General features: G+C 61.9%; 21 protein-coding genes. 8 read left to right on the forward strand and 13 right to left on the reverse strand.

Annotated elements, in window-relative coordinates:
- Position 1 precedes the first annotated feature (1 nt).
- The 9 genes from dacB to ACQRBV_RS03930 form a co-directional block, all read right to left on the reverse strand.
- Positions 2–1,459 carry a D-alanyl-D-alanine carboxypeptidase/D-alanyl-D-alanine endopeptidase gene (dacB, locus tag ACQRBV_RS03890; protein WP_411985504.1) on the reverse strand — a complete coding sequence of 486 codons (1,458 nt, stop codon included), beginning with the start codon at positions 1,457–1,459 and terminating at the stop codon, positions 2–4.
- Positions 1,460–1,513: 54 nt separating this feature from the next.
- A complete protein-coding gene (locus tag ACQRBV_RS03895; RefSeq protein ID WP_411985503.1) occupies positions 1,514–2,554 on the reverse strand; it encodes a YncE family protein in 1,041 nt (346 codons plus the stop codon).
- Positions 2,554–4,968 (reverse strand): TonB-dependent siderophore receptor, encoded by a 2,415-nt coding sequence (locus ACQRBV_RS03900; RefSeq protein WP_411985502.1) that lies wholly within the window; start codon positions 4,966–4,968, stop codon positions 2,554–2,556. Before ACQRBV_RS03900 ends, ACQRBV_RS03895 begins: the two co-directional genes overlap by 1 nt.
- 108 nt (positions 4,969–5,076) lie before the next feature.
- Positions 5,077–6,012 carry a glutathione S-transferase family protein gene (locus ACQRBV_RS03905; protein ID WP_060753843.1) on the reverse strand — a complete coding sequence of 312 codons (936 nt, stop codon included), beginning with the start codon at positions 6,010–6,012 and terminating at the stop codon, positions 5,077–5,079.
- Positions 6,013–6,089: 77 nt separating this feature from the next.
- Entirely contained in the window at positions 6,090–6,362 is a 273-nt protein-coding gene (locus tag ACQRBV_RS03910) for a GIY-YIG nuclease family protein (protein ID WP_060753844.1), read from the reverse strand.
- A gap of 36 nt (positions 6,363–6,398) precedes the next feature.
- A complete protein-coding gene (locus ACQRBV_RS03915) occupies positions 6,399–6,869 on the reverse strand; it encodes a nuclear transport factor 2 family protein (protein ID WP_411985501.1) in 471 nt (156 codons plus the stop codon).
- 104 nt (positions 6,870–6,973) lie between these two features.
- Positions 6,974–7,606: a DUF1120 domain-containing protein gene (locus ACQRBV_RS03920; RefSeq protein ID WP_411985500.1), complete on the reverse strand. Its 633-nt coding sequence runs from the start codon at positions 7,604–7,606 to the stop codon at positions 6,974–6,976.
- 207 nt (positions 7,607–7,813) lie between these two features.
- Positions 7,814–8,440, reverse strand: a complete 627-nt coding sequence (locus tag ACQRBV_RS03925; RefSeq protein ID WP_244697604.1) for a response regulator transcription factor — start codon at positions 8,438–8,440, stop codon at positions 7,814–7,816.
- Between the two features lie 183 nt (positions 8,441–8,623).
- The gene (locus ACQRBV_RS03930; protein ID WP_161548222.1) at positions 8,624–9,457 is read right to left on the reverse strand and encodes a response regulator; all 834 of its coding nucleotides are present in this window, start codon (positions 9,455–9,457) and stop codon (positions 8,624–8,626) included.
- 413 nt (positions 9,458–9,870) lie between these two features.
- On the opposite strand from ACQRBV_RS03930, the gene ACQRBV_RS03935 reads away from it, so the two are divergent.
- From ACQRBV_RS03935 to ACQRBV_RS03970, 8 genes are all read left to right on the forward strand, one after another.
- Positions 9,871–10,509 carry a DUF1120 domain-containing protein gene (locus tag ACQRBV_RS03935; protein WP_411985499.1) on the forward strand — a complete coding sequence of 213 codons (639 nt, stop codon included), beginning with the start codon at positions 9,871–9,873 and terminating at the stop codon, positions 10,507–10,509.
- Positions 10,510–10,546: 37 nt separating this feature from the next.
- Positions 10,547–11,173 carry a DUF1120 domain-containing protein gene (locus ACQRBV_RS03940; protein ID WP_161548224.1) on the forward strand — a complete coding sequence of 209 codons (627 nt, stop codon included), beginning with the start codon at positions 10,547–10,549 and terminating at the stop codon, positions 11,171–11,173.
- Between the two features lie 28 nt (positions 11,174–11,201).
- A complete protein-coding gene (locus ACQRBV_RS03945; RefSeq protein WP_161548225.1) occupies positions 11,202–11,822 on the forward strand; it encodes a DUF1120 domain-containing protein in 621 nt (206 codons plus the stop codon).
- A 99-nt stretch (positions 11,823–11,921) separates the two neighbouring features.
- Complete coding sequence (locus ACQRBV_RS03950) at positions 11,922–12,551, forward strand: DUF1120 domain-containing protein (protein ID WP_411985498.1); 630 nt, start codon at positions 11,922–11,924, stop codon at positions 12,549–12,551.
- Positions 12,552–12,553: 2 nt separating this feature from the next.
- Positions 12,554–13,270 (forward strand): fimbria/pilus chaperone family protein, encoded by a 717-nt coding sequence (locus ACQRBV_RS03955; RefSeq protein WP_411985497.1) that lies wholly within the window; start codon positions 12,554–12,556, stop codon positions 13,268–13,270.
- 129 nt (positions 13,271–13,399) lie between these two features.
- Complete coding sequence (locus ACQRBV_RS03960) at positions 13,400–15,838, forward strand: fimbria/pilus outer membrane usher protein (protein ID WP_411985496.1); 2,439 nt, start codon at positions 13,400–13,402, stop codon at positions 15,836–15,838.
- Positions 15,839–15,849: 11 nt separating this feature from the next.
- Positions 15,850–16,974, forward strand: a complete 1,125-nt coding sequence (locus ACQRBV_RS03965) for a DUF1120 domain-containing protein (protein ID WP_411985495.1) — start codon at positions 15,850–15,852, stop codon at positions 16,972–16,974.
- 11 nt (positions 16,975–16,985) lie between these two features.
- Complete coding sequence (locus ACQRBV_RS03970) at positions 16,986–17,636, forward strand: DUF1120 domain-containing protein (RefSeq protein WP_060753855.1); 651 nt, start codon at positions 16,986–16,988, stop codon at positions 17,634–17,636.
- 3 nt (positions 17,637–17,639) lie between these two features.
- On the opposite strand, the gene ACQRBV_RS03975 is transcribed toward ACQRBV_RS03970, so the two are convergent.
- The 4 genes from ACQRBV_RS03975 to ACQRBV_RS03990 form a co-directional block, all read right to left on the reverse strand.
- Entirely contained in the window at positions 17,640–18,905 is a 1,266-nt protein-coding gene (locus ACQRBV_RS03975; RefSeq protein WP_411985494.1) for a CynX/NimT family MFS transporter, read from the reverse strand.
- The gene (locus ACQRBV_RS03980; protein WP_060753857.1) at positions 18,895–19,554 is read right to left on the reverse strand and encodes a FadR/GntR family transcriptional regulator; all 660 of its coding nucleotides are present in this window, start codon (positions 19,552–19,554) and stop codon (positions 18,895–18,897) included. The genes ACQRBV_RS03975 and ACQRBV_RS03980 overlap by 11 nt, the downstream gene beginning before the upstream one ends.
- Before the next feature lie 139 nt (positions 19,555–19,693).
- A complete protein-coding gene (locus ACQRBV_RS03985; RefSeq protein WP_003221897.1) occupies positions 19,694–20,458 on the reverse strand; it encodes an amino acid ABC transporter ATP-binding protein in 765 nt (254 codons plus the stop codon).
- Positions 20,459–20,468: 10 nt separating this feature from the next.
- Positions 20,469–21,566, reverse strand: coding sequence for an amino acid ABC transporter permease (locus ACQRBV_RS03990; RefSeq protein WP_060753858.1), 1,098 nt, complete (start codon positions 21,564–21,566; stop codon positions 20,469–20,471).
- Positions 21,567–21,571: the final 5 nt, after the last annotated feature.

Consider the following 21,571-nt stretch of genomic DNA (forward strand, 5'->3'; position numbering starts at 1 on the left):
ATCAATCGTCCCAGCGTGACAGTGCCTCGACCACACGGTTTTCCACGCCTTTGACCTGGGCGCCGGCCACCACATAGTTGTTGCTGATCATGGAGAACACCAACCGCCGTCCGTGGGTATCGGTGAGGTAGCCGCTCAGGGACGAAACGCCGCCCATGGAGCCGGTCTTGGCATGCAGGTTGTTTTCCGCGAGCGTACCCTTCAGGCGATAACGCAGGCTGCCGCCGGTCATGCGCTCGGTATTGCCGGCGACCGGCAACGCGTTGTACCAGGCGTTGAACCACGGCTGCTTGCTCGCGGCCAATAGCACGTCCGTGAGGTTTTGCGACGACACCAGGTTACGCCGCGACAGGCCCGACCCATCGACCTGGCTCAGCGTCGTGGTATCCAGGCCCTGACGCTTGAGAAACCCGGCCACCGCCACCGCGCCCGCCGCCGCCGTGCCACTGTTGGCGGTCTTGCGCCCCATGGCCTTGAGCAAGGCTTCGGACATGTTGTTGTTCGAGAGTTTGAGCAACGGCGTGATCAGCTCCTGCAGCGGCGCCGATTGGTGCTCGGCCAGCACGGTCGCCGTGGCCGGGCTCGCAGCGCCCATCACCCGACGCCCCGAAACGCGGATGCCCTGCTGTGCCAGCGCCTGCTCGAACAGGTTGGCGACCAACTGCGTGGGCTCCCACACACTGACCAATTGCTCGCTCTGCCTGCCCGGCGCGACCGCACCGCTGAGCTGCAAAAGGTTGGTGCCATGCCGGCGATTGATCCCGTAAGTGTTGCCCGGCCCGCTGACGGCACGGTTGCTCAGTTGCAGGTAATCGGTGGGCGGGTAGATCTCGACCGTGACAGGCTGGCCAACGCGCACCGGGGCCTTGGCCGTGACCAGGACACTGCCCGCATCGAAATCGCTATTGGGTGATACGGTCAGTGCTGAAATCTGCGCACCGTAGTAGGTGGTTTCATCATCATGGGACCAGTCGACCCCCAATCGCTCGGCGTCGAACCAGGTGTCGTCGAACACCAGGTCGCCCTGCACCTGGCGAATGCCCTGGCTGGCCAATTGCGCCGCCAGCGCCTGGTAGTCGGCAAACTGCAGGGTCGGGTCGCCGAGGCCGCGCAGGTATAGGTTGCCGCTGAGACGATCGCCTTGGCGCGTGCCATTGCTGAGCAATTGTGTGGCAAAACGGTATTGCGGCCCCAGCACGTCCATGGCCGCAGCAGTGGTCAGCAGCTTGAGGTTGGAAGCCGGCACCAACCGCGTGCGTGGGTTGTACTGGTAGAGCGTGGCGCCACTTTTGGCATCCCGCACCATCAGGGAAACGCTTGCGCCGTGCAGCGCCGGGTCGGCCAGCAGTTGGTCCAGGCCCTGCCCGCCCGCCGTCTTCGAAGGCGTGGCGCAACCACTGAGCAACAACCCAAAGCCCAGCGCCATCGCGCCGGCGTGTATCCATCGTCCCCACTGCATAAAACTGGCATTCCTGAAACTACGAGAGTGCGCAGCTTGGTTAATTCACAGCCCTCAATCAAGTGCCAGGGTGGTGATGGAGAACGTACCGGCCTGAAACTGCGGGTCGGGCTTGGGTTCGGCAGTGCTCGGCGCAGGCTGGTTGAAGTCCATGGCCGGCAGGTAAACCCGCTGGCGTTGCGCGTCGAAGGCCATGTTATAGGCCATCGGCACGGTGCTGACGGTGGCCGACAAGGCGTAATGATCGGCATCACTTTGCTCGATCACCATGACGTTCGCGTCCACGCCGCTGGGGATCAGCAAACGACGATGTTGCGCATCGTAGGCCACGGCATTGACGTCACGCCCAATCGGCAGCCTGGCCTTGACCTCGCCGCTTTCACGGTCCGCAACGATCAGCATCGGCGAGTCGCCTCGACACGCCACAAACAAGCGCTGGCGCTCGACATCCTGGGCCAGCGCGCTCGGCTTGGGGCAATCGCTGAATTGCCAGGTATCGAGCACGGCAAAGGTATCGGCCGCATAGCGCGCGACCTTGCCTTCATCACGCATCGGCAAGAAGAAACTGCCATCGCCCTTGAGCAACAGCGGGTCGATCTTCTTCACCGCCAGTTCATGGGCGCCGGTAATGCGTTCCTGCTGGGGGTCGAACTCGAACAGCGTCGAACGATCCGCCCGACGCCCGCTGACGATAATCACCTTGCCGGTGGACGGCTCGTACACCGCGCTGTTGAGGTTGCTTTGCGCAACGGCGATACGCTTGAGCGGCTTGAGTGTGGATAACTGCACCACACTCAAGCTGCCGTCAGTGTTGAGCACAAACACGCGGTCCAACCCAGGCACGAACACCACACCGTTGGCGCCATCGGACTGCAGCACGGTCTTGACCGTACGCTGGTGCTGGACATCAAACACGGTCAACCCGTTTTCGCGGCGGGCCAGGAACAGATAGGGACGCGTCGGATCAAGGCCGACGAACCCCCAACTGTGCCCGGAGCCAGGCAACGTCACTCGGTGTTCGCGGTGGATGGCGCCGCTGTCCGCCGCTGCGGTGGTGCTGATGAACAGGGCCAGTAGCCAGGCGACCTTGTTCATCAGAACGTCACCGTGCTGGAAACCGACACCTGCCGCGCATCGCCAATCGAAACGAACTGCGTGTTCACCGAAGAGGTGTAGTAGGTACGGTCGAACAGGTTCTTCACGTTGAGCTGGAACTTGACCTTTTGCCCATCGATTTTGGTGTCATAGGTGGCAAACGCGTCGGCCACGGTGTAGCTCGGCAGTTCGAAGCTATTGGCGGCGTCCCCCGCCCGCTCGCCGACATAGCGCGCCCCGGCACCGACCCGCAACTGATCACCGCCCAGGAGGCTGCCGAAGTCATACACCGCCGACAGCGAGGCGGTGTTCTTCGCCACGTTTTGCAGGTCGTTACCTTTGTATTTGCTGTCCTCGACCACCACCGCATCGGTATAGGCGTAACTGCCGATCAAGCTCCAGTTGTCGGTCAATTGCCCGCTGGCGTCCAGTTCCAGGCCACGCGAGCGTACCTTGCCGGCGACGCTGTACACCGAGGTCAGGCCATCGCCCACCTGCACCAGCACGTTGCGTTTTTCGATGTTGAACAACGCCGCGCTCGCGGTGATGCGCCCCGGCATATCGAACTTGGTCCCCAGTTCCCAGGCTTTGGATTGTTCCGGTTCCAGGCTGCCGTCCAGCACCGTTTTGTTGGCCAGCGGCGCAATGGTGGAGTTGGGTTTGAACGACTCGGTGTAGCTGCCATAGAACGACAACTGGTCGGTGTATCGGTACACCAGGCCGGCACGGGGTACCCACTTCTGGCCGTTGCCATCGGTGTTGGCGGTAAAGGGCACGCCTTTGCCGGCGTACTGGTCGTACATCTGGTAGCGCGCGCCGCCTACCAGAATCCACTGGTCGGTGAGGTGGATGGCGTCCTGGAAGAACAGCGAATCGCTGCGCAGCAGGTCGGTCTGGTTACTGTCCGGGGCGCTGACGGTGGTGCCGGCCACTTCGTTGCCGTACACGGGGTTGTTGTAGTTGAAGACCCCACGCGGCGCCTGGCGGATCAGGTCGGCGCGGTAGATCTTGCGGTACTCATCGTCCAGGCCGAACACCAGGTCATGCTGCATGCCGGCCACGTCGACCTTGCCTTCGAGGCTGGCGGTGGCAAAACGGTCGGTGGTCAACGCCCCTTGGGTGCCGTCCATGCTGCGGGTCAACGTACCGTTGGTATTGACCTTGACCACACGGACTTGGCTGGCGTCGTAGGTCTCGCGGTTCCAGCTGTAGCCGAAATGAGCTTTCCAGTCGTCGTTCAAGTCATGGTCGACTTCCAGGCGATACAGGTCGGAACGGCCTTCCATGTTGTTGAACGGCTCGTCCAGGCGCCGAGTCGCCGGGATATTCAGCGGGTGGTTGGTCTTGGGATCAATGGCGGTGCCACGGTCGAATGGTGAAAGGAATTCACGGTGTTCATAGGCGAACACCACCTTGGTGGTGTCGCCGTACCAAGCCAGGGATGGCGCCAGCAGTGTCTCGCGGTGGGTACCGAAATTGCGCCAGTAGTCTTCGTCTTCATGGTCAACGATCAGGCGGTAGGCCAGGCCACTGTCGCCAATCGGGCCGGTGGTGTCGAGGTTGCCGCCGCTGCCGTTCTTGCCATCGCCGAAGGTCGAGCCGCGTACCGTCAGGGAGGTGGACTGCACCAGCTCGGGCTTCTTGCTGACGATATTGACCACCCCGCCTGGGTCCTGGATGCCGTACAGCAACGACGACGGGCCCTTGAGGACTTCGACCCGCTCGGCCGTGGAATTCAACGCGCGCCCCTGCACCAGTGGCATGCCGTCCTGCATGATCGAACCGTTACGGTTGTCGCCAAAGCCGCGCAACATCACGGCGTCTTGCGTGCTGCCAAGGGTGTTGGCCTGGGTGATCCCACTGACATTGCCCAGGGCGTCATCCAGGTTGCGCGGTTGTTGATCACGCAATACCTGGGCAGGGACGACGTTGACGGTTTGCGGGGTTTCCAGCAACAGGCCCTGGGAGCGCATCACTGAACTGGTGGGCGGTGGCTGGTAGCTGGTGGTGTCCTGGGTTTGGCTGGCAGCGTTGATGGTGGTCGCGCCGAGGTTGACGGCCCCTTCGGTAGGCACCGGTTCCAGGGCCAGGGTACGAGCGTCGATCTGGCGGAAAGTGAAGCCGGATTGGCTCAGTAGGCGCTGCAGGGCCTGGGTCGCGCTCATCTGGCCGCTGACCGCCGGAGCGCTGAGGCCGTAGGGGGCTTCATCGGTGTAGATCACGCTCATGCCGGTGACCCGGCTGAAATCGCTCAAGGCCTGGGGCAGCGGTTTGGCTGCCAGCGCAAAACTGAACTGGGTGCTTTGCTGCTCCTGCGCCCGTGCCACCGCCAGGGGCAGCAACGCCAGCCCCGACACCGCCAATACCGAGGCTCCCAGCCACTGTTTAACCCAACCGCCCGCCGTCGACTTCATGCTGTGAAAACCCGTGTAGAAAACGCTGTTAATGCGAATAAATCGCAGTTTCAAGCACTACACGGATGAGCCACAGGTTTACCTCACCGCGGTTCGCAAATAATTTTTCTATGAGGCCTGGATGCGAAAGCCAAAGCGCGGGAAATGCACATGCACAGTCCCGCCACGTTCGTCAGTACGGCGCAGGATCAGCTCTTCGCGGCCGGCAAACAACAGTTCACCGGCTACCGGGTCGACGCCGTAGTCAGTCGCCGCAATGCTCACCTGCTGCCCTGCCTTGAAGCCGTTCAAGTCCTCGAATACCTCATTGGGCAAGGGTGCCGGGGTCGCGTTGCGGGCGATCTCCAACGCCTGCTCGCCGCTCATCTGGCTTGCATTGCCGTGACCGAAACCCAGCACCCGCCCCAGCCAGGCCACTACTGCAGGGTAGGCGTCCACCAATGGCGCAGTCACCGGCGTTGCCTTGAGAAACCACATGGGATGGGCCAGGGCGAAGTCGGCGATCGACGGCTCGCCGAACAGAAAGTCGCCCTCTTCGCGCTGCAACTGCTGCTCCAGGCGCGCCATGATTGCCGGCCATTGGTGCTTGGCCAGTTCGGCGGGCAGTTTACTGGCCGTGCCGCCGCTGAAGAGCGCGGCGCGGTCGGCGATAAACGCCTTGATTGCCTCTGGCGACAACTTGGCAAAACGCACTGCCACCGATTCAGGCTGGAAGACCAGGCTGACGGCATGCGCAAACACCACGCTGTCGGCCCAGGTGGCGAAGGTTTGGGTGATCATTTCCTGGCCGAGTGGGAATAACACCGGCGAGGATTTTTCCTGCTCCAGCCGGCGCGCGATCAACGCCGTGTCGCAATAAATATCGGCGCCGACTTGCAACACCGGCGTTTTTCGATAGCCACCGGTCAACGCGGTCAGGTCCGGTTTGGGCATCACCGGCGAAATGAGCACTGAGTGCCAGGAGAGGCCCTTGAAACCCAGCAATAGCCGAGCTTTTTCCGCGAAGGGTGACGTCGGGTAATGATGCAGGATGAGCGCTGACATGCTGGAGTCCATTTACAACAAATGAGCCGTCAGCTTAGCGCGCAAAACGTCACGATGGCGTGATGGGAAACTATCAGTCAGGGTGATGAGCCACTCGCCGCCAGGCACTCCTTGGCGCTTTTCTTGAGTTTTTTGATCAGGCGTTCCTGGCGCAAGGCGTCGGCTTTGCTTGCACACACTTCGGTGTACACCAGCGCCACGGCGGGGCTGGAGAGAAAAAACCGCGCGCCCTTGCCGCTCTGGTGCATCGCGAACCGGCGCACCGGGTCGTTGCTGATGCCGCAATACAACGCGCCATTGGCGGCGCGTACCAGGTAGACAAACCAGGGTTTGGGGTCAGGCGTGTTCACAGCGGGATTCGGCCATGCAAAAAAGCCCCCAGCTTATCAACGACTGGCCTGAAATGCCTTCAAGCCTTTGCGTGCCTGGGCCCGCACGGCGTTTTTCACCAAGGGCGTCCAGCCCAGCAACAGGCCCTTGGCGCCCAATGCCTGGCGCGACCAGCGCCACAGGTCGAAATGATCGTGGTGCTCGCAGATCTTGCCATCACGAAACACGAAACGCGCCTGGATATCGTTGACCACCGTGTTGCCGGTGGCGCTGAACAGATACGTCGCCACCCAATGCGCGCCGCCGCGATGCTCATCGCTGCGCACATTGTCGAAGGTCAGGGAAAAATCCTTGGCGCGGGTGGTGAGCATGCGCCACATGTCGCCGGCATCCCGGCCACGCAGTTCGCCAAAGGCCGGGTCGCTGAAGACCACGTCATCGGTATAGCAGGCGGCCATGGCCTCGGCGTCCAGGCGTTGGAACGCCTGGTAGAAACGGGTAATCAACGCGGTATGGGCATCACTCATGTGCAGCTCCCTGAATCGTTGTTGTTGATAGGAGCGCACGATAATCCGCGCGGCCGGGGAAAGCCACGGTCATTCGCCAGGGGCATGAGTGATGTGTGAGCGGGTTACAGGTAGACAACGTCCAGCGTGGCGCTGCCGTCGATGAGGATTTCTTCGGCGACCGGCAGCGTGGTCTTGTCGGTGATCCAGGTGGCAATCGCCAGGTCAGCCTTGAAGGTTTGCATCGGCAATGGCGCGTAGGAACCGCTCGCCCCGTTCAGCGCACGCATCCAATCAGGCTGCCAGTGGGTGCCGGCGTACAGCCAGGTGCTGCCATCGACCGATTCGATCATCTCACGCAGTTCACCGTCCGCCGTGGCGTTGTTCATCCTCACTTCATACCAGCCGATTTTCTTGTCATTGGCGGCCAGGCCGAGGCCGAAGAATGAAGCGGTCCCGTTGTTGTAGCTGACGGTGCCGGAACGGTTATCGGTGACCTTGATGGCCAGGGTGGTGCTCGCTTCGCAGTTCACTTCAAGCGTCAGCGTGGCATCCGGCAGTTGCGTATTGCCCCGGGGCTTGAGGTCCTGCACGGATACCTTGCCGTGGTCGACAAGGCCACCATTGGACAATATCGGCGTACACGCCGCCGGGGTGATCTTGCCGGTAACGCTCAGGTCCACGCTTGAAGCAGCCGATACCGTGGAAACACCGGCCAGCATCAGTGCTGCGGCAATCATTAGTTGAGACTGTTGCATATCAATGCTCGCTTACGGTCGATTATAAGCGGGGCAACAAACATGCGTCGCCACCCTGCAAGTTCGACTCAATTAATAGACTAGGAATGTCAGACTCCCAACACACTAAGGATGAGAGGACAGGCAAATTTTAAAGCACGAACTAGTTAAACCAAATACAAGTAATACGAATACACCCAGCACACTAATGTCATAAAACCGCAACTATCATGGCACCATTCCCGATTCACGAGCATAAGCAAACAAATCCACATCCGTGGAAATACACAGCCGGTGCATGGCCGTGCTTTTCTGCTTGCTGATCGTGGAGATACTGCGGTTGACCCGCGCGGCAATCTGGCTGACGGTCATGCCGCTGGCAAGCATGCGCACCACTTCCTGTTCCTTGCCGGACAGCCTGGGGGTCTGTGCCGGTTGCGCCTGGTCAAGCTGGGCGCGCAGGCTTTCACTGACAAAGGTACGCCCCTGCACCACGGTTTGCAGGGCCTGGGGCAATTCTCTGGCCGAGGCGCTCTTGGCCACCACGGCCCTTGCACCGTGGGACAACGCCGTGCGCAGGGTCGCGACGTTGGCAAACATGGTCACCAGTATCACCGGCAACCTGGGGTAGCGCCGATGCAACAACCCAAGTAATCCATAACCGTCAGCTTGTTGGTCACCGGGCATCGCAAAGTCCGTCACTATCACATCACAGGGCACGCTGCCCACCAACGCCAGCAATTCGTCCGGCCCGTTGGCCTCGCCCACAACCTTGCACTTACCACTCGCCTCAATCACCACTCTCTGCCCTACGCGAACAATAGGGTGATCGTCAGCAATAATTATGCGGAGCATCGGTAATATCCATGATGGCAAATAAGTAGCAGCCAAAATACATCGCCCTGCCGAAGGCAACAACCGCCAATAAACACAGCTGACAGGCTATTACCCCATACTTCTGGAGGCCGGCATTAACACCTACACAATTAAAAGAAAATACATACAGAAAAGTACTACATAACAGAATGGAAAACTCCTTCACTTATCAAGTTGAAGTTTCCCCAAGTACTGTAGGTAGCGTTCCACATCCTCACGAAATATGCCCAGCGCCACAGCACAGTCAGCCACGCCCGAACGCTGTACGTCGTCCATCAGCCGCACCGCCTGCGGTTCAAGCGGCGTCGCACCGAGAAACGCTACGCCCCCCACCAGGCGGTGCAAGTGGTGGGCGGTCAATGCGGCATCCAGACTCGCCTGGGCCAGGGCCAGACCTGCCAGGTCGTACCGGGCTTCGTCGATCAGGCTGCGCAACATCGGCTCGACAACCTCCCAGGCGCCGAACGTGGCGACCAGGCTGGCGCGGGTCGGGCGCGGCTCGCACCGAGAGTAGGCCGGCCCGCGAGGGGCTTGGCGGGCATGGACGTGTGCATCCGATAGCCACTGCATCAACACTTCGCGCAACCGGGCCAGCGATACCGGCTTGCTCAGCCAGCCATCCATTTCACAAGCCAGGCAATGACGGACGTCCTCGGGGTCCAGCCGTGCGGTCAAGGCAATCACCGGCACCCGCGCATTCCCGGCCTCGCGTTCGCGGCGTCGCAGTTCGCGGGTCATGGTATAGCCGTCCATGACCGGCATGCGGCAATCGCTGATGACCAGGTCGAACGCGTCGGTGGCCAGACTATCCAGCGCCGCCTGCCCGTTGTTGACCACTCGATGGGCGACACCGAGCTTGTCCAGCAACCCGCTCATCAGCAGCCGATAAGTCGCGTGATCGTCGACCACCAAGACCTTGGCGTGCCGCCAATGACCGGGCAGATCGTCCGCCGACGATGCCTTAGGCGGCCCACCGCCTGGTTTATTGCCCCGCATAGTGACCTCATGCAGAGCGATAAGCTCACCAAGCCTTGCCTGACGCCAGGAGACGACGACACATCGCCGACTTTTCTGACAACTGCACTGGAACTTCTCGCTCAGAAAGTTTCGCCACCCACTGAGCTTGAGTAAAGGCGAAAAAAGCGCGAAACGTATCCAAATGAACTGGCCAAGGCGATACAACAACTACGACAACGGTATTTTTTCCCGAATTAAAACGCCCTCGTCGAACAGCATTACAGGGTTGCTCGCACTATCGTAATAGTTGCATTCACCCCGCACGGTCCCGGCGATAAATTCCCCCCGCTTTACCAATAACAGCGCGCGCCCCTCGATAACCCTAAATCCAATGGGCAACTTCCCCACGCGCTCTATCTGTCCCTGAACCTTGCACAGGAATACGTTCTCCCATGAAAGCCTCTTTCGCAGCCCTTGCAGGCAGCGTGCTGCTGGTGACTTGCCCTTGGGCGCTGGCTGCCAGCAGTGTCGACCTGACCGTCAAAGGCAGCATTACCCCCAGCGCCTGCGTCCCCACCTTGTCTCAGGACGGTACGGTGGACTACGGCAAGATCGCGTCCAAGGATCTATTGGTCGACAACTCAACCAAACTCACGCCTGTCACGCTGCAACTGAACGTGAGTTGCGAGGCCGCAACCCTGTTTGCCTTGAACGGCAAAGACAACCGCCTGGGGTCGGCCCACTTCTTCCTCGACCACAACTACGGCCTGGGTCTGATCAACGGCAACGAGAAACTGGGCAGCTATTCCATAGACCTGCTCAACCCGGTCTCGGAAGTTGCCGTGTACCCCCTGTTCTCCTCTGACCAAGGCCAAACCTGGTTGATGAACTCCGCAGGCAGCTATATGGGGCATCGCTACTGGAATGCGTTCAGCGACACCCTCGGCAGCGGCCCGCACTTTCCTACGGCGCTGCGCAGCGTGACCGTCGACCTGACCATCACTACTCACATTGCTCCGACCCGCACCCTGACGCTGAACGAGGAAGTCCCTCTGGACGGCAGCGCTTCACTGGACGTGCTGTACCTCTGACCGTCAACCCACCCCCCATTCACAAGGATCTGTGCCCATGGATAGAACCCCCTGCGCCGCGCTCGCCATTCTGCTGGCGGCCTGCACGCCCAGCGCTTTTGCAAGCAGCAGTATGGACTTGAGCGTCTCCGGGACCATTACCCCCGCGTCTTGCACTCCGACCCTGTCGAACGATGGCGTCGTCGACCACGGCAAATTGACCGCGCGCGACCTCGACCCCGTCCTTCCCACTCGCCTGCAAACCGGTGAGATGGATCTGGAAGTGCATTGCGAAGGCGCCACACTGTTCACCCTGACCACAGTGGATAACCGCGCCGGCACCGCCGCCGTCAACCCACGCTCGATGCACGGCCTGGGCATGGTCAACGACGACCAGAAACTCGGCGCCGTCTCGTTCGGGCTGTTTGAAGCGATCGCCGACAACGCGCCTGTGCAAACCATTATGTCTCGTGATGGCGGCACCACCTGGGGCCCCTCGTCTTACCTGGGGCACGCGGCCTTGACTGCATTTTCCGCCGCCAGCAGCGCCTACATACCTATCGCAGTGAAGGACCTGAACGCACGCCTGCGCGCCTACACGGTGATCGCACCGGCAAGCGACCTGACCTTGCTGGATGAGTTGCCGATCGACGGTCACGCCACGTTGCAGCTCAAGTACTGGTAATTGCCATTCCTTTTTCTGGAGACCCAACATGAATAAAGCCATCAAACCCCTGCTTGCCGGCCTGCTCCTGGCCAGCAGTACCAGTATTTTCGCCGCCTCCAATGTTGACCTGAGCGTCGTCGGCCTGATCACCCCCAGCTCCTGCGAGCCGAGCCTGTCTGCGCAGACGGTGGACTACGGCAAAATTTCCGCGAAGGATCTGAACACCACGCAACCCACCCCCCTTGAGGCAAAAACCGTCGACTTAACGGTCATCTGCGACGCCGCGACCCTGATGGCACTGGAGAGCAAGGACAACCGCGAAGGCTCCGACTTCGAAAACAACATGATGGATTTCGGCCTGGGCCTGATCAACGGCACAGAGAAACTTGGCGCCATGACCCTGCGCTTGCTGAACCCTATTGCCGACAGCGTCGCCGCCCGGACCATTGGCTCCGATGACGGTGGCTTGACCTGGTTTGTCGAGCGCCACCTGATGCGTCACAACCTCATTTCAGTCGCCGACGCCGCTACCGTCGCCCCCATGCCGGTGCAGACACTGGTCTCGCAGTTGGTCATCGAGCCCAGGATTGCGCCCAGCAGCCAATTGACCCTTAACAATGAAGCCGCGATCGATGCCTCCGTGACCCTGACGGTGCGTTACCTGTAAACCCAGGAGTGGCGAACCTGTCGCTGCGCATTTAAACCACCTGAGAGGGGGTGCAGCCACGGCCCCCTCGATACTTCAGGCTCCCGGTGAACCGTTTCCATGAAGAACCTGACTTCAGGCCTGCTGGCCTTGCTTTACCTGTTCAGTATCAGCCAACCCGCACGGGCATCCTCCAGTACGGTCCTCGATGTCACGGGGTTGATCACCCCCAGTGCCTGCGAGGTCACCCTGTCGGACAACGGCATCGTCGACCATGGCAGGGTCCCGGCCCGCAGCCTCAATCAATACGAATTCAGCGCACTGCCCATGCAGACATTGGACCTGGGCGTAAGCTGCAACGAGCCGGTTCTGTTTGTGCTGGTAGGTCTCGACAACCGCGCAGACTCATCCCTGGGCCCTGGCTTCTATTACGGTTTGGGCCACAACGTCCACGCCCCAGGCGAACGCCTGGGCACTGTTTCAATTACCTTTCGCGACGTCATGGCCGACGGCTCACGCGTGCTGGTACTGGCCTCGAGCAATCAGGGCCTGACCTGGTTTCCCGAGGCCAACGCCTACCCCGACAACTACATGGGCTTTGCCAGGCTCGGCACCCTGGTGCCGGAACCTCATCGCCTGCTGAACGCCACCTTGAACATCAACACGTCGATCAACGCCGCAGCGTTCCTGACCCTGAATCAGGAAGTGCCGCTGGACGGCTCTATCGTGCTCGACCTTAGGTATATGTAGCCATGCCAACCTTCCCTGGTTTCTCCTTTCAAACACTGCGTCGGTGCATCGGCGCTCTTCTCTTGCTGCTCAGTCACCCAGCCGTGGCTGACGGTATGGTCCCGGATACGTCGGTCGTCCTCCTCTACGAAGCCGAGGGCGAAACCTCGGTGTCGGTGACCAATACCGATGGCAAGCTTGCGTTGCTGCACGTCACCCTGGAAGACAACCCCGAGGACACCGAGCCGCTACTGTTTGTCACCCCGCCTCTGGCGCGGGTGGAGCCCTCCAAAAGCCAGTTGGTGCGCTTCATTCTGCAATCGACCCAACCCTTGACCACGCAACGCTTGAAGCGGGTGATCTTCGAAGGCATGCCCCAGGGACGTTCGCAGGCCCAGGCCGGGCATGCGCGAGTAGGCGTGACCGTGCGCCAGAACCTGCCGGTGATCATCCATCCCAAGGGCCTGGCTCCCAACCGCAGCCCCTGGGAGGGCCTGGTCTGGCGCTTGGAAAAAAACCAGCTGACCGTGAGCAACCCGACCCCCTACGTCGTGCGCCTGGCCCAGGAACTGCGACTACTGCCCGGCGACAGCTCGGCGCTGTTGCCACGTACCTATGTGTTGCCGGGGGAAACCCTGAGCATCAATGTCAGCGCGACACCGGCAGACACGGTGCGACTGCAACCTGCGACTACCTACGGCTTTGCCGTTGCGCCCTACGACGCGGCGCTCAACCTATAAGAACAGGCGACGGTCACACCGCGCCAACCCTCAAATAAAGAAGTGGCCTCATCGAAGGCCGCCGGGAAGCCTGGCCCTGAATTCAGCCAGTATGCCTCCACTCTCGAGTACGACCTTGTGAGCACAGTAATGACTGACCGCGACGGCGAAGCCATGCCCGCCGTTTCACCCCGCCGCACCCTGCTGGCCGGCCTGGCGCTGACACTCGGCGCCCTCTGGCCCGCCAACGAACCCTTGGCCGACGAGCCGACAAAAGTCGGGCTGTTCGATCCACAAACATTGTCCCAACGCGGTATCGACCCCGAGCTTGCCAACCTGCTGCTGGACGCGCCGCGCTTCACCCCTGGGCGACACGCCGTCAACCTCAGCATCAACGGCCAACGCCGAGGCCGGATCGACGTGGCATTCGACCGCGAGGGCGCTCTGTGTTTCGACCGACCTCTGCTGGATGCCGGTAACTTGGTGGTGTTGGATGCAGACGCCGCCTGCCAGGATTTCCTGGCCGCCTACCCACAAACTGTTATCGAGCAAGACCCGGCCGCTTTGCAGCTCGCCCTGATCGTGCCCGGCGAAGCCCTTCGCCCAGCGGTGCAGGATGTGTCCGGCTATCAGAGCGGCGGTTTCGCCGGTTTGCTCAACTACGACCTGACTGGCCTGCATAACCAATCCGCAGGCAGCAGCAGCCGTTTTGCATCGGCCAACACCGAAGTGGGTTTCAACGCCGGCGATTGGATCGTGCGCAGCCGCCAGGTGCAGACCTGGCAAGACAAAATCTCGCGCACCACCCACCTGGACGCCTATGCCCAGCGCACCTTCGCCGAACAACAGTCGGTGTTCCAGGCCGGGCAGATCAGCCTCTATAACCCGGTGCTGGCAGGCGCGCAGATCACCGGCGCGCAGGTGCTTAACGAAACCGCCCTGCAAGACCAGAACCGAGGCGCGACCATTACCGGCATCGCCAACAGCCCGGCGCAGGTCGAGGTGCGCCAGAACGGCGCGTTGATCCACTCGACGGTGGTGCCCGCCGGGCCGTTTTCCCTGACCGATGTACGCCGCTTGAACAGTCGCTCCGACGTGGAGGTCACGGTCAAGGAAACCCATGGCGAAGAACGCCGTTTTACCGTACCGGCCGCCATGCTCGGCCTGGGCCTGCCGGCGCCGGGTTATGCCGTGGCGGCGGGCCGCGTGCGCCAGATCGGCAACAGCGACGGTGCCGAACCCTGGGTGGTCAGCGCCGGTTGGAATGGTGCATTGCTTTCCCAGGTGAGCGTCGGCGGTGGCGGATTGATCGCCGATGCGTATCGTGCCGCCGGCATGAACCTGGGCTGGTTACCGCGCCCGGAGACCCAGCTGCAATTTACCGTGCAGGGCGCACAAGCCACGCGTGTGGGCAGCGAGCAAGGTGTGCAGACCGACCTCTCCTGGTCGCAACAGCTGAGCGAAAACTGGGCAATCACCACCGCCGCCTCGTGGCGTTCACTGGGCTACCGCGACCTCGATGAGTCGACCTATTCGCGCTACACCCACGAGCAGGAACGTTCACGCTATCGCGATCAGCAAAGCCTCACCGCATCGTGGGCCAGCCCGTGGCTGGGCGCCTTCAGCGCGGGGGTGTCGCGTTCTGCGTCGTATGCCGGTTACAGCAGCAGCCGGGCGCTGGCGTCATGGGGCACATCGGTGGGCGGGGTGTCGGTTTCCGCCAGCGCCGAGTGGCAGGTAGGCGGCCGGCAGCAAAGCGACGACAGCCTTTACTTGAACATCAGCCTGCCCCTCGGTGAAAACCGCAGAGCCCGCGCCTGGGCGCGCAATACGGGCGGCGAGCACCGCGTAGGCGTGGGCATGAGCGAGCAGGTCAACGACCAACTGGCCTACCGTGTCGGCGTAGAACGCGACAGCCGCGACCGCGAAGTGGAGTCGTCCCTGGGGGTCTCGGCACTGCCCTACTACAGCCAGTTGGACTTCAACTACACCCGCTCCGAAGACCAGCGCTCCAGCTATCAAGGCGGCGCCCGCGGCGGTGTGGTGCTGCACGGTGACGGTGTGACGTTCTCGCCGTACCCGGTGCGCGACACCTTTGCCGTGGTTTCGGTTGGAGAGATGGCCGGGATCAAACTGTCGACCCCAAGCGGCCCGGTGTGGACCGACTGGCAAGGCCAGGCCGTGGCACCGCAACTGGCCGCCTATGGCCGTAGCCCGGTGGAAGTACAAACCCGCTCACTGCCACGCAACGCCGATATCAGCAACGGTTTGGCGGTACTGACCGCCGGCCGGGGCAGCGTCGACAAGCTGCAGTTCGGCGTCAGCCTGACGCGCCGCGTGCTGCTGAGCGTGACCACCGCCGATGGCCGGCCGTTGCCGCGAGGTGCGGCAGTGAGCACTGAAAATGGTGAGTTCGTGACGCTGGTTCAGGAAGGCAGTCAGGTGTTTTTACCCAATGCATTGGATCAACGCCCGTTGTGGGTCAAGGCCCCCGACCAACCTCGCTGCCGCTTGGATTTTGCCTTGCCGAAGGCCGGCGATCCGAACGTGTATTTCGAAACCGCGCCCGCGCACTGCCTGACGCCATGAGGACCATCACCATGAAAGCTGCCTTGTTTCCCCTGGGTTTTCTGCTGCTGAGCGCCAGTGCGTTGGGCGCGGAGGAATGCCAACTGAACCTGAGCGAAAACCGCCTGGACTTCGGCTTGATGAACCGCGCCCTCGCCCTTGTCCCAAGCGGTGAGCGGCTACTGGGTGAGCGCCGCACAAGGCTCACCCTGAACTGCCCGCAGCCGACGGACATGAGCGTGTTTTATCGTGGCCTCGGCGCGGGTGTGGAGCGGTTTCGCTTCACCGAGCGTGGCAGCTACGGCCTGACAGCCAGCGATGCCGTGCTCGATGGCCAGGCAGTGGAGCTGGGTTTATCGGCAGGGCCAGGCCAGCCCGCCGTAACAGTCGCCACGGCCCTGGCTTGGCGCCCGGAACACGGCATAGTGCCAATGCGCGGCGGCATGCCCGTAACCGGGCGCAGCCTGTCGGTGCAAATCGACGCCAGCGCCTGGGCCCGTGAAGAGGCCTCCCGCGTGCGTGAAGCCGTCACCTGGGAAACCAGCGGGCTGTTCGACGCCCGCGGCGCCGGGCGGTCGCGGGAGGTCAGCCTGCTTGCACAGTTTGCCCCGGCCGCCTGTACCCCGAGCCTGTCCAACGGCGGCAATGTGAACCTGGGCAAACTGTCGGTCATTGACCTCAATCAGCATCAGGAAACACCGCTGGCCCCGCGCACAGTGGTGCTGAACGTCACGTGCGACGCCCCGACCGCCTTCGCCATGCGCATGCAGGACAACCGCCAGGGCTCGGCCACCGGCGTGGCCGACGAAAGCACCTACGGCCTTGGGCTGGACGCCAGGCAACAGAAGATCGGCCGCTACCGGCTGACCTTCGACCCATCGCAGATGACCGCCGATAACGTCGCTCAACTCTACCGAACCGACTCCGCCACCGGGTCCCAGCCGTGGAGCAGCGCCAGTGCAACCCCACTGCCGATTGCAGCCAACCGATACCTGGGGTTCGCCGCCCAGGCCGGCAGCGTCGGCGGCCCCATCGCCATTCAAAACCTCAACGCCACGCTGAACCTCGAAGCGGTACTCGCGCCCCTCGGCTCCCTGGACCTGGGCAGCGAAGTGCATCTCGACGGCTCGGCCACCCTCGAAATCAACTACCTCTAGAGGAGCACCCCATGAACGCCTACCTGATACCCATCGCGGCCTTGACGTTGCTGGGCACATACACCTTGGCCAACGCCGCGTCCACCGTCGAACTGACCGTCACCGGCTTGATCACGCCCATGGCCTGCACGCCGCTGCTGCCTGGGGGTGGCCTGGTCGACTTCGGCAAGATTTCGCAAAAGGACCTGAACCAGGCGACCGGTACCCGCCTGCCCCTCAAGTACCTGACCCTGACGGTGAGCTGCAACGCCCCTGGCCGCTATGCCCTGCGCATGCGCGATAACCGCGACGGCACGGCCCACGTCAACAGCGAGATTTACTACGGGCTGGGGCTGGACAACAGTGGCGGCAAGATCGGTGTGTATTCGGTGAGCTTCGATCCCAAGCAAACCGTGGTCGATGACCTGCCGCAGATCTACGGCACCGAATCGACCACAGGCGGTGTGGCGTGGCGCACCGCCAACAGCAACCCGATCGATATCGGCTCGCGCAGCCTGCTGGGCTTTACCGACGTGCTCGGCAGCGTGGCCGGCCCGTCAGCGATCCAGAACCTGAGCACCACCTTGAAGCTCGAGGCGGTGATCAATGCCAAACAAAACCTGGACCTGAGCACGGAAACGCCGATGGATGGGTCAGCCACGCTGGAGGTGGTCTACCTCTAGGCGTCAGACCCTCTCACTGCGCACGTCCACATACAACGCCCGGCCGGCGCCCAGGCCGGCGACAATGGCGCCGAGCCCGAGTGCCGCGAAAATCCAGCCCACGGCGGCCCAGCCGCCGGTCCAGTCATGTACCAGGCCGACGGCGAACGGACCCATGGAAGCCAGGGTGTAACCAATCCCCTGGGCCATGCTCGACAGGTTGGCCGCCACATGCGCATCACGCGAGCGCAGCACAATCAAGGTCAATGCCAGGCTGAACGTGCCGCCCTGCCCGAGCCCCAGCAAAATGGCCCAGCCCCACAGCCCGTCGAGGGGTGCATACAGGCAACCGAACAGGCCGCCGAGGGTCAGCACCATCACCACCACGATGGCCAGGCGCTGGTCCTTGCCGCGTGTGGCCAGCCACGGTGCGGCGAGGGAGCTGATCAATTGCACGATGATGGAGCCCGACAGCGCCAACCCCGCTTCGGTGGCACTCAGGCCACGGCCGATCAGGATCGACGGCAACCAGCCAAACACGATGTACGCCAGGGAGGATTGCAGGCCCATGTACAAGGTGACTTGCCAGGCCAGTGGATCGCGCAACAAACCGCTCACCCGATAAGCCACCCGGTGGGCACCATGCTTCTGACCGACCTGCGGCAGCCAGCACAGTGCGGCCAGCAACGCCGGCAGAATCCAGAAGCCCAGCCCGATGCTCCAGCGCTCACCAAAGTGCTGGCTGAGCGGCACCGTAGCCCCAGCCGCCAGCGCCGCGCCCAGGCACAGGGCCATGGTGTAGACACCGGTCATGGCACCTGCCTGCCGGGCGAAATCACGCTTGACGATACCCGGCAACAACACGCCGATGATGCCGATACTCGCGCCGGCCACCAGGCTACCGGCGAACAACCCCACTTCACCCAGCGAACTGCGCAGCAGGATGCCCGCAGCCAGCATCAGCAAGACACCCAGCACCACGCGCTCGGCGCCGAAGCGGCGGGCCAGGATAGGTGCGGTGGGGGCAAACAGCCCCAGGCATAACACCGGCAAGGTAGTCAGCAACCCCGCCTTGGCCGCCGACAACCCAAGGCTTGCGGACACGTCATTGAGCAACGGAGACAGGCTCGACAGCGCCGGGCGCAGGTTCAACGCCACCAGCACCAGGCCCAGCAGCAACAGCCAGGGGCGACTCACTGGCGGGTGGCTGTTCTGCACCACCTCATCGTCGGCTTCCGCATCGATCAACAGTTCTTCGAGTTCGCTGGGGCGCTGGGTTTCAGGGTTCATTGATCAACTGCCGGCAGAGGGATTTGGCACGTTCCGGGTCTTGGTGTTCCACGGCGTCGAGCAGGGCGACATGCAGATCGAACACCGCCTGGCGACGCGGCGAAATATTCAGGGTCTGGCGCAATTGCGCGCTGACGATGGCGGAAAAGTACTGATACAACTCGCTCAGCGCAGGGTTATGCGCGGCGTCCACCAGGCGCGTGTGAAACACCAGGTCGGCGCTGATATAAGCCTCCAAGTCGCCGTGGTACAACACGGCGCTGGCGTCGAGCGCCGCACGCAGGCCGTTGAGGTCCTCTTCGGTACGACGCACCGCCGCCAGGCTGACGGCCTCCACTTCAAGAATCTGCCGCGTTTCCTGCGCCTGCCCCAGGGTGCAATGGGACAACGCACGCATCGTCCCCAGTGGGTCGGTCATCGAGCGCAGATAACTGCCGTCGCCCTGACGAATATCGATCAGCCCGGAAAATGCCAAGACACGCATGGCTTCACGCACGGTATTGCGGCTGATGCCCAGCTCGGCGGACAGCTCAGGCTCGGTGGGCAACCGCTCACCCACGGCCCAGACGCCTTGGCTGATGCGCAGGCGCAATTGTTCAAGGGCCTGATCGACCAGGGAGCGTTTGATCAGAGGGGCGATGTCAGTCATGGGTTCTGCGCTTTCGTCCAATCATAGGATGAATTTTCCTACAGCGTATTCAGAGTTGCCTACAAAGGCAACGCTCCAGGTTTTCAGTCAGGCAAAAATAAACCCGGCACCAGGCCGGGTTTATTCATTCAAACATTGATCAATGCAAAATCTGACTCAAGAACAACTTGGTCCGATCATTCTGCGGGTTGTCGAAGAAATCATTCGGCGCCGCCTGTTCCACGATCTCGCCCTTGTCCATGAAGATCACGCGGTTGGCCACGGTGCGGGCAAAGCCCATTTCGTGGGTCACGCACAACATGGTCATGCCGTCTTCGGCCAGGCCGATCATGGTGTCCAGCACTTCCTTCACCATTTCCGGGTCGAGCGCCGAGGTCGGCTCATCGAACAACATGATCTTGGGCTTCATGCACAGGGCACGAGCGATGGCCACACGCTGTTGCTGGCCGCCGGACAGTTGCCCTGGAAACTTGTGGGCCTGCTCCGGAATACGCACGCGCTCAAGGTAGTGCATGGCGATTTCTTCGGCCTTGCGCTTGGGCATCTTGCGCACCCACATTGGCGCCAGCGTGCAGTTCTGCAAGATGGTCAGGTGCGGAAACAGGTTGAAGTGCTGGAACACCATACCGACTTCACGGCGGATCGCTTCGATCTGCTTGAGGTCGTTGGTCAGCTCCACGCCGTCGACCACAATACGGCCCTGCTGGTGTTCTTCCAGGCGGTTGAGGCAGCGAATGGTGGTGGACTTGCCCGAACCCGACGGGCCGCACAGCACGATACGCTCGCCCTGCTTGACGTTGAGGTTGATGTCTTTCAGCACGTGGAACTGGCCGTACCACTTGTTGACGCCCTGCATCTGGATAATGCCTTCAGGGCCCACAGGCTTTTTGATTGCTTCGCTCATAAAAGAACTCCTAACGCTTGTGGCCTGTGTCGAGCTTGCGTTCCAGATGCATGGAATAGCGCGACATACCAAAACAGAAAATCCAGAACACCAGGGCGGCGAACACGTAGCCTTCGGTGGCCATGCCCAACCATTTCGGGTCAGCGGCGGCTTGCTTGACGCTGTTGAGCAGGTCGAACAAACCGATGATGATCACCAGGCTGGTGTCCTTGAACAGCGCGATAAACGTGTTGACGATGCCCGGGATCACCAGCTTCAAGGCTTGGGGCAGAATCACCAGGCCCATGCTGCGCCAGTACCCCAGGCCCATCGCCGCGGCCGCTTCGTATTGCCCCTTGGGAATGGCCTGCAAACCGCCGCGCACCACTTCGGCCACGTAGGCCGACTGGAACAGGATCACGCCGATCAGTGCCCGTAGCAGCTTGTCGAAGTTCATGCCTTCGGGCAGGAACAGCGGCAGCATCACCGAGGACATGAACAACACCGTGATCAACGGCACGCCGCGCCAGAACTCGATGAAGGTCACGCAGACCACACGAATCGCCGGCAGGTTCGAACGCCGTCCCAACGCCAGCACGATACCCAGCGGCAACGCGCCGGCGATACCGACGGTGGCGATCACCAGGGTCAGCATCAGGCCGCCCCACTGGCTGGTCGCCACGTTGGTCAGGCCGAAGATGCCGCCATGCAACAGGCAGTAGGCAATGATCGGGTACAGCACCAGGAAGCTCAGGCCGTAGATCGCCTTGCGCTGGAAACGCGAGATGAACAACGGCGCCACGCCCACGACGGCCAACCAGACGGTCAGGTCCACTCGCCAGCGCAGATCGGCGGGATAATAGCCGTACATGAACTGCCCGAAACGCTGTTGGATAAACACCCAACAGGCGCCCTCCTTCGTACAGTCGGCACGGGTAGTGCCGACCCAGTTGGCGTCCAGAATCGCCCAATGCAGAATCGGTGGCACCACCAGGTACACCAGGTAGATCGCCAGCAAGGTCAGCAGGGTGTTGAGCCAACTGGAAAACAGGTTGGCGCGCATCCATGCCATGGGGCCGAAGACTTTGCTCGGCGGCGGCATGTCAGGTTTGAAAGTATGAGAACTCATGGGCG

The organism is Pseudomonas sp. R11F (genome assembly GCF_050312575.1).
In the GTDB taxonomy this organism is placed as follows: domain Bacteria; phylum Pseudomonadota; class Gammaproteobacteria; order Pseudomonadales; family Pseudomonadaceae; genus Aquipseudomonas; species Aquipseudomonas palleroniana.

Coding starts and splice junctions, on each gene's coding strand:
- dacB (WP_411985504.1), bottom strand. CDS start 1,459: ATGCAGTGGGGACGATGGATACACGCCGGCGCGATGGCGCTGGGCTTT.
- ACQRBV_RS03895 (WP_411985503.1), bottom strand. CDS start 2,554: ATGAACAAGGTCGCCTGGCTACTGGCCCTGTTCATCAGCACCACCGCA.
- ACQRBV_RS03900 (WP_411985502.1), bottom strand. CDS start 4,968: ATGAAGTCGACGGCGGGCGGTTGGGTTAAACAGTGGCTGGGAGCCTCG.
- ACQRBV_RS03905 (WP_060753843.1), bottom strand. CDS start 6,012: ATGTCAGCGCTCATCCTGCATCATTACCCGACGTCACCCTTCGCGGAA.
- ACQRBV_RS03915 (WP_411985501.1), bottom strand. CDS start 6,869: ATGAGTGATGCCCATACCGCGTTGATTACCCGTTTCTACCAGGCGTTC.
- ACQRBV_RS03920 (WP_411985500.1), bottom strand. CDS start 7,606: ATGCAACAGTCTCAACTAATGATTGCCGCAGCACTGATGCTGGCCGGT.
- ACQRBV_RS03925 (WP_244697604.1), bottom strand. CDS start 8,440: ATGCTCCGCATAATTATTGCTGACGATCACCCTATTGTTCGCGTAGGG.
- ACQRBV_RS03930 (WP_161548222.1), bottom strand. CDS start 9,457: ATGCGGGGCAATAAACCAGGCGGTGGGCCGCCTAAGGCATCGTCGGCG.
- ACQRBV_RS03935 (WP_411985499.1), top strand. CDS start 9,871: ATGAAAGCCTCTTTCGCAGCCCTTGCAGGCAGCGTGCTGCTGGTGACT.
- ACQRBV_RS03940 (WP_161548224.1), top strand. CDS start 10,547: ATGGATAGAACCCCCTGCGCCGCGCTCGCCATTCTGCTGGCGGCCTGC.
- ACQRBV_RS03945 (WP_161548225.1), top strand. CDS start 11,202: ATGAATAAAGCCATCAAACCCCTGCTTGCCGGCCTGCTCCTGGCCAGC.
- ACQRBV_RS03950 (WP_411985498.1), top strand. CDS start 11,922: ATGAAGAACCTGACTTCAGGCCTGCTGGCCTTGCTTTACCTGTTCAGT.
- ACQRBV_RS03955 (WP_411985497.1), top strand. CDS start 12,554: ATGCCAACCTTCCCTGGTTTCTCCTTTCAAACACTGCGTCGGTGCATC.
- ACQRBV_RS03960 (WP_411985496.1), top strand. CDS start 13,400: ATGACTGACCGCGACGGCGAAGCCATGCCCGCCGTTTCACCCCGCCGC.
- ACQRBV_RS03965 (WP_411985495.1), top strand. CDS start 15,850: ATGAAAGCTGCCTTGTTTCCCCTGGGTTTTCTGCTGCTGAGCGCCAGT.
- ACQRBV_RS03970 (WP_060753855.1), top strand. CDS start 16,986: ATGAACGCCTACCTGATACCCATCGCGGCCTTGACGTTGCTGGGCACA.
- ACQRBV_RS03975 (WP_411985494.1), bottom strand. CDS start 18,905: ATGAACCCTGAAACCCAGCGCCCCAGCGAACTCGAAGAACTGTTGATC.
- ACQRBV_RS03980 (WP_060753857.1), bottom strand. CDS start 19,554: ATGACTGACATCGCCCCTCTGATCAAACGCTCCCTGGTCGATCAGGCC.
- ACQRBV_RS03985 (WP_003221897.1), bottom strand. CDS start 20,458: ATGAGCGAAGCAATCAAAAAGCCTGTGGGCCCTGAAGGCATTATCCAG.
- ACQRBV_RS03990 (WP_060753858.1), bottom strand. CDS start 21,566: ATGAGTTCTCATACTTTCAAACCTGACATGCCGCCGCCGAGCAAAGTC.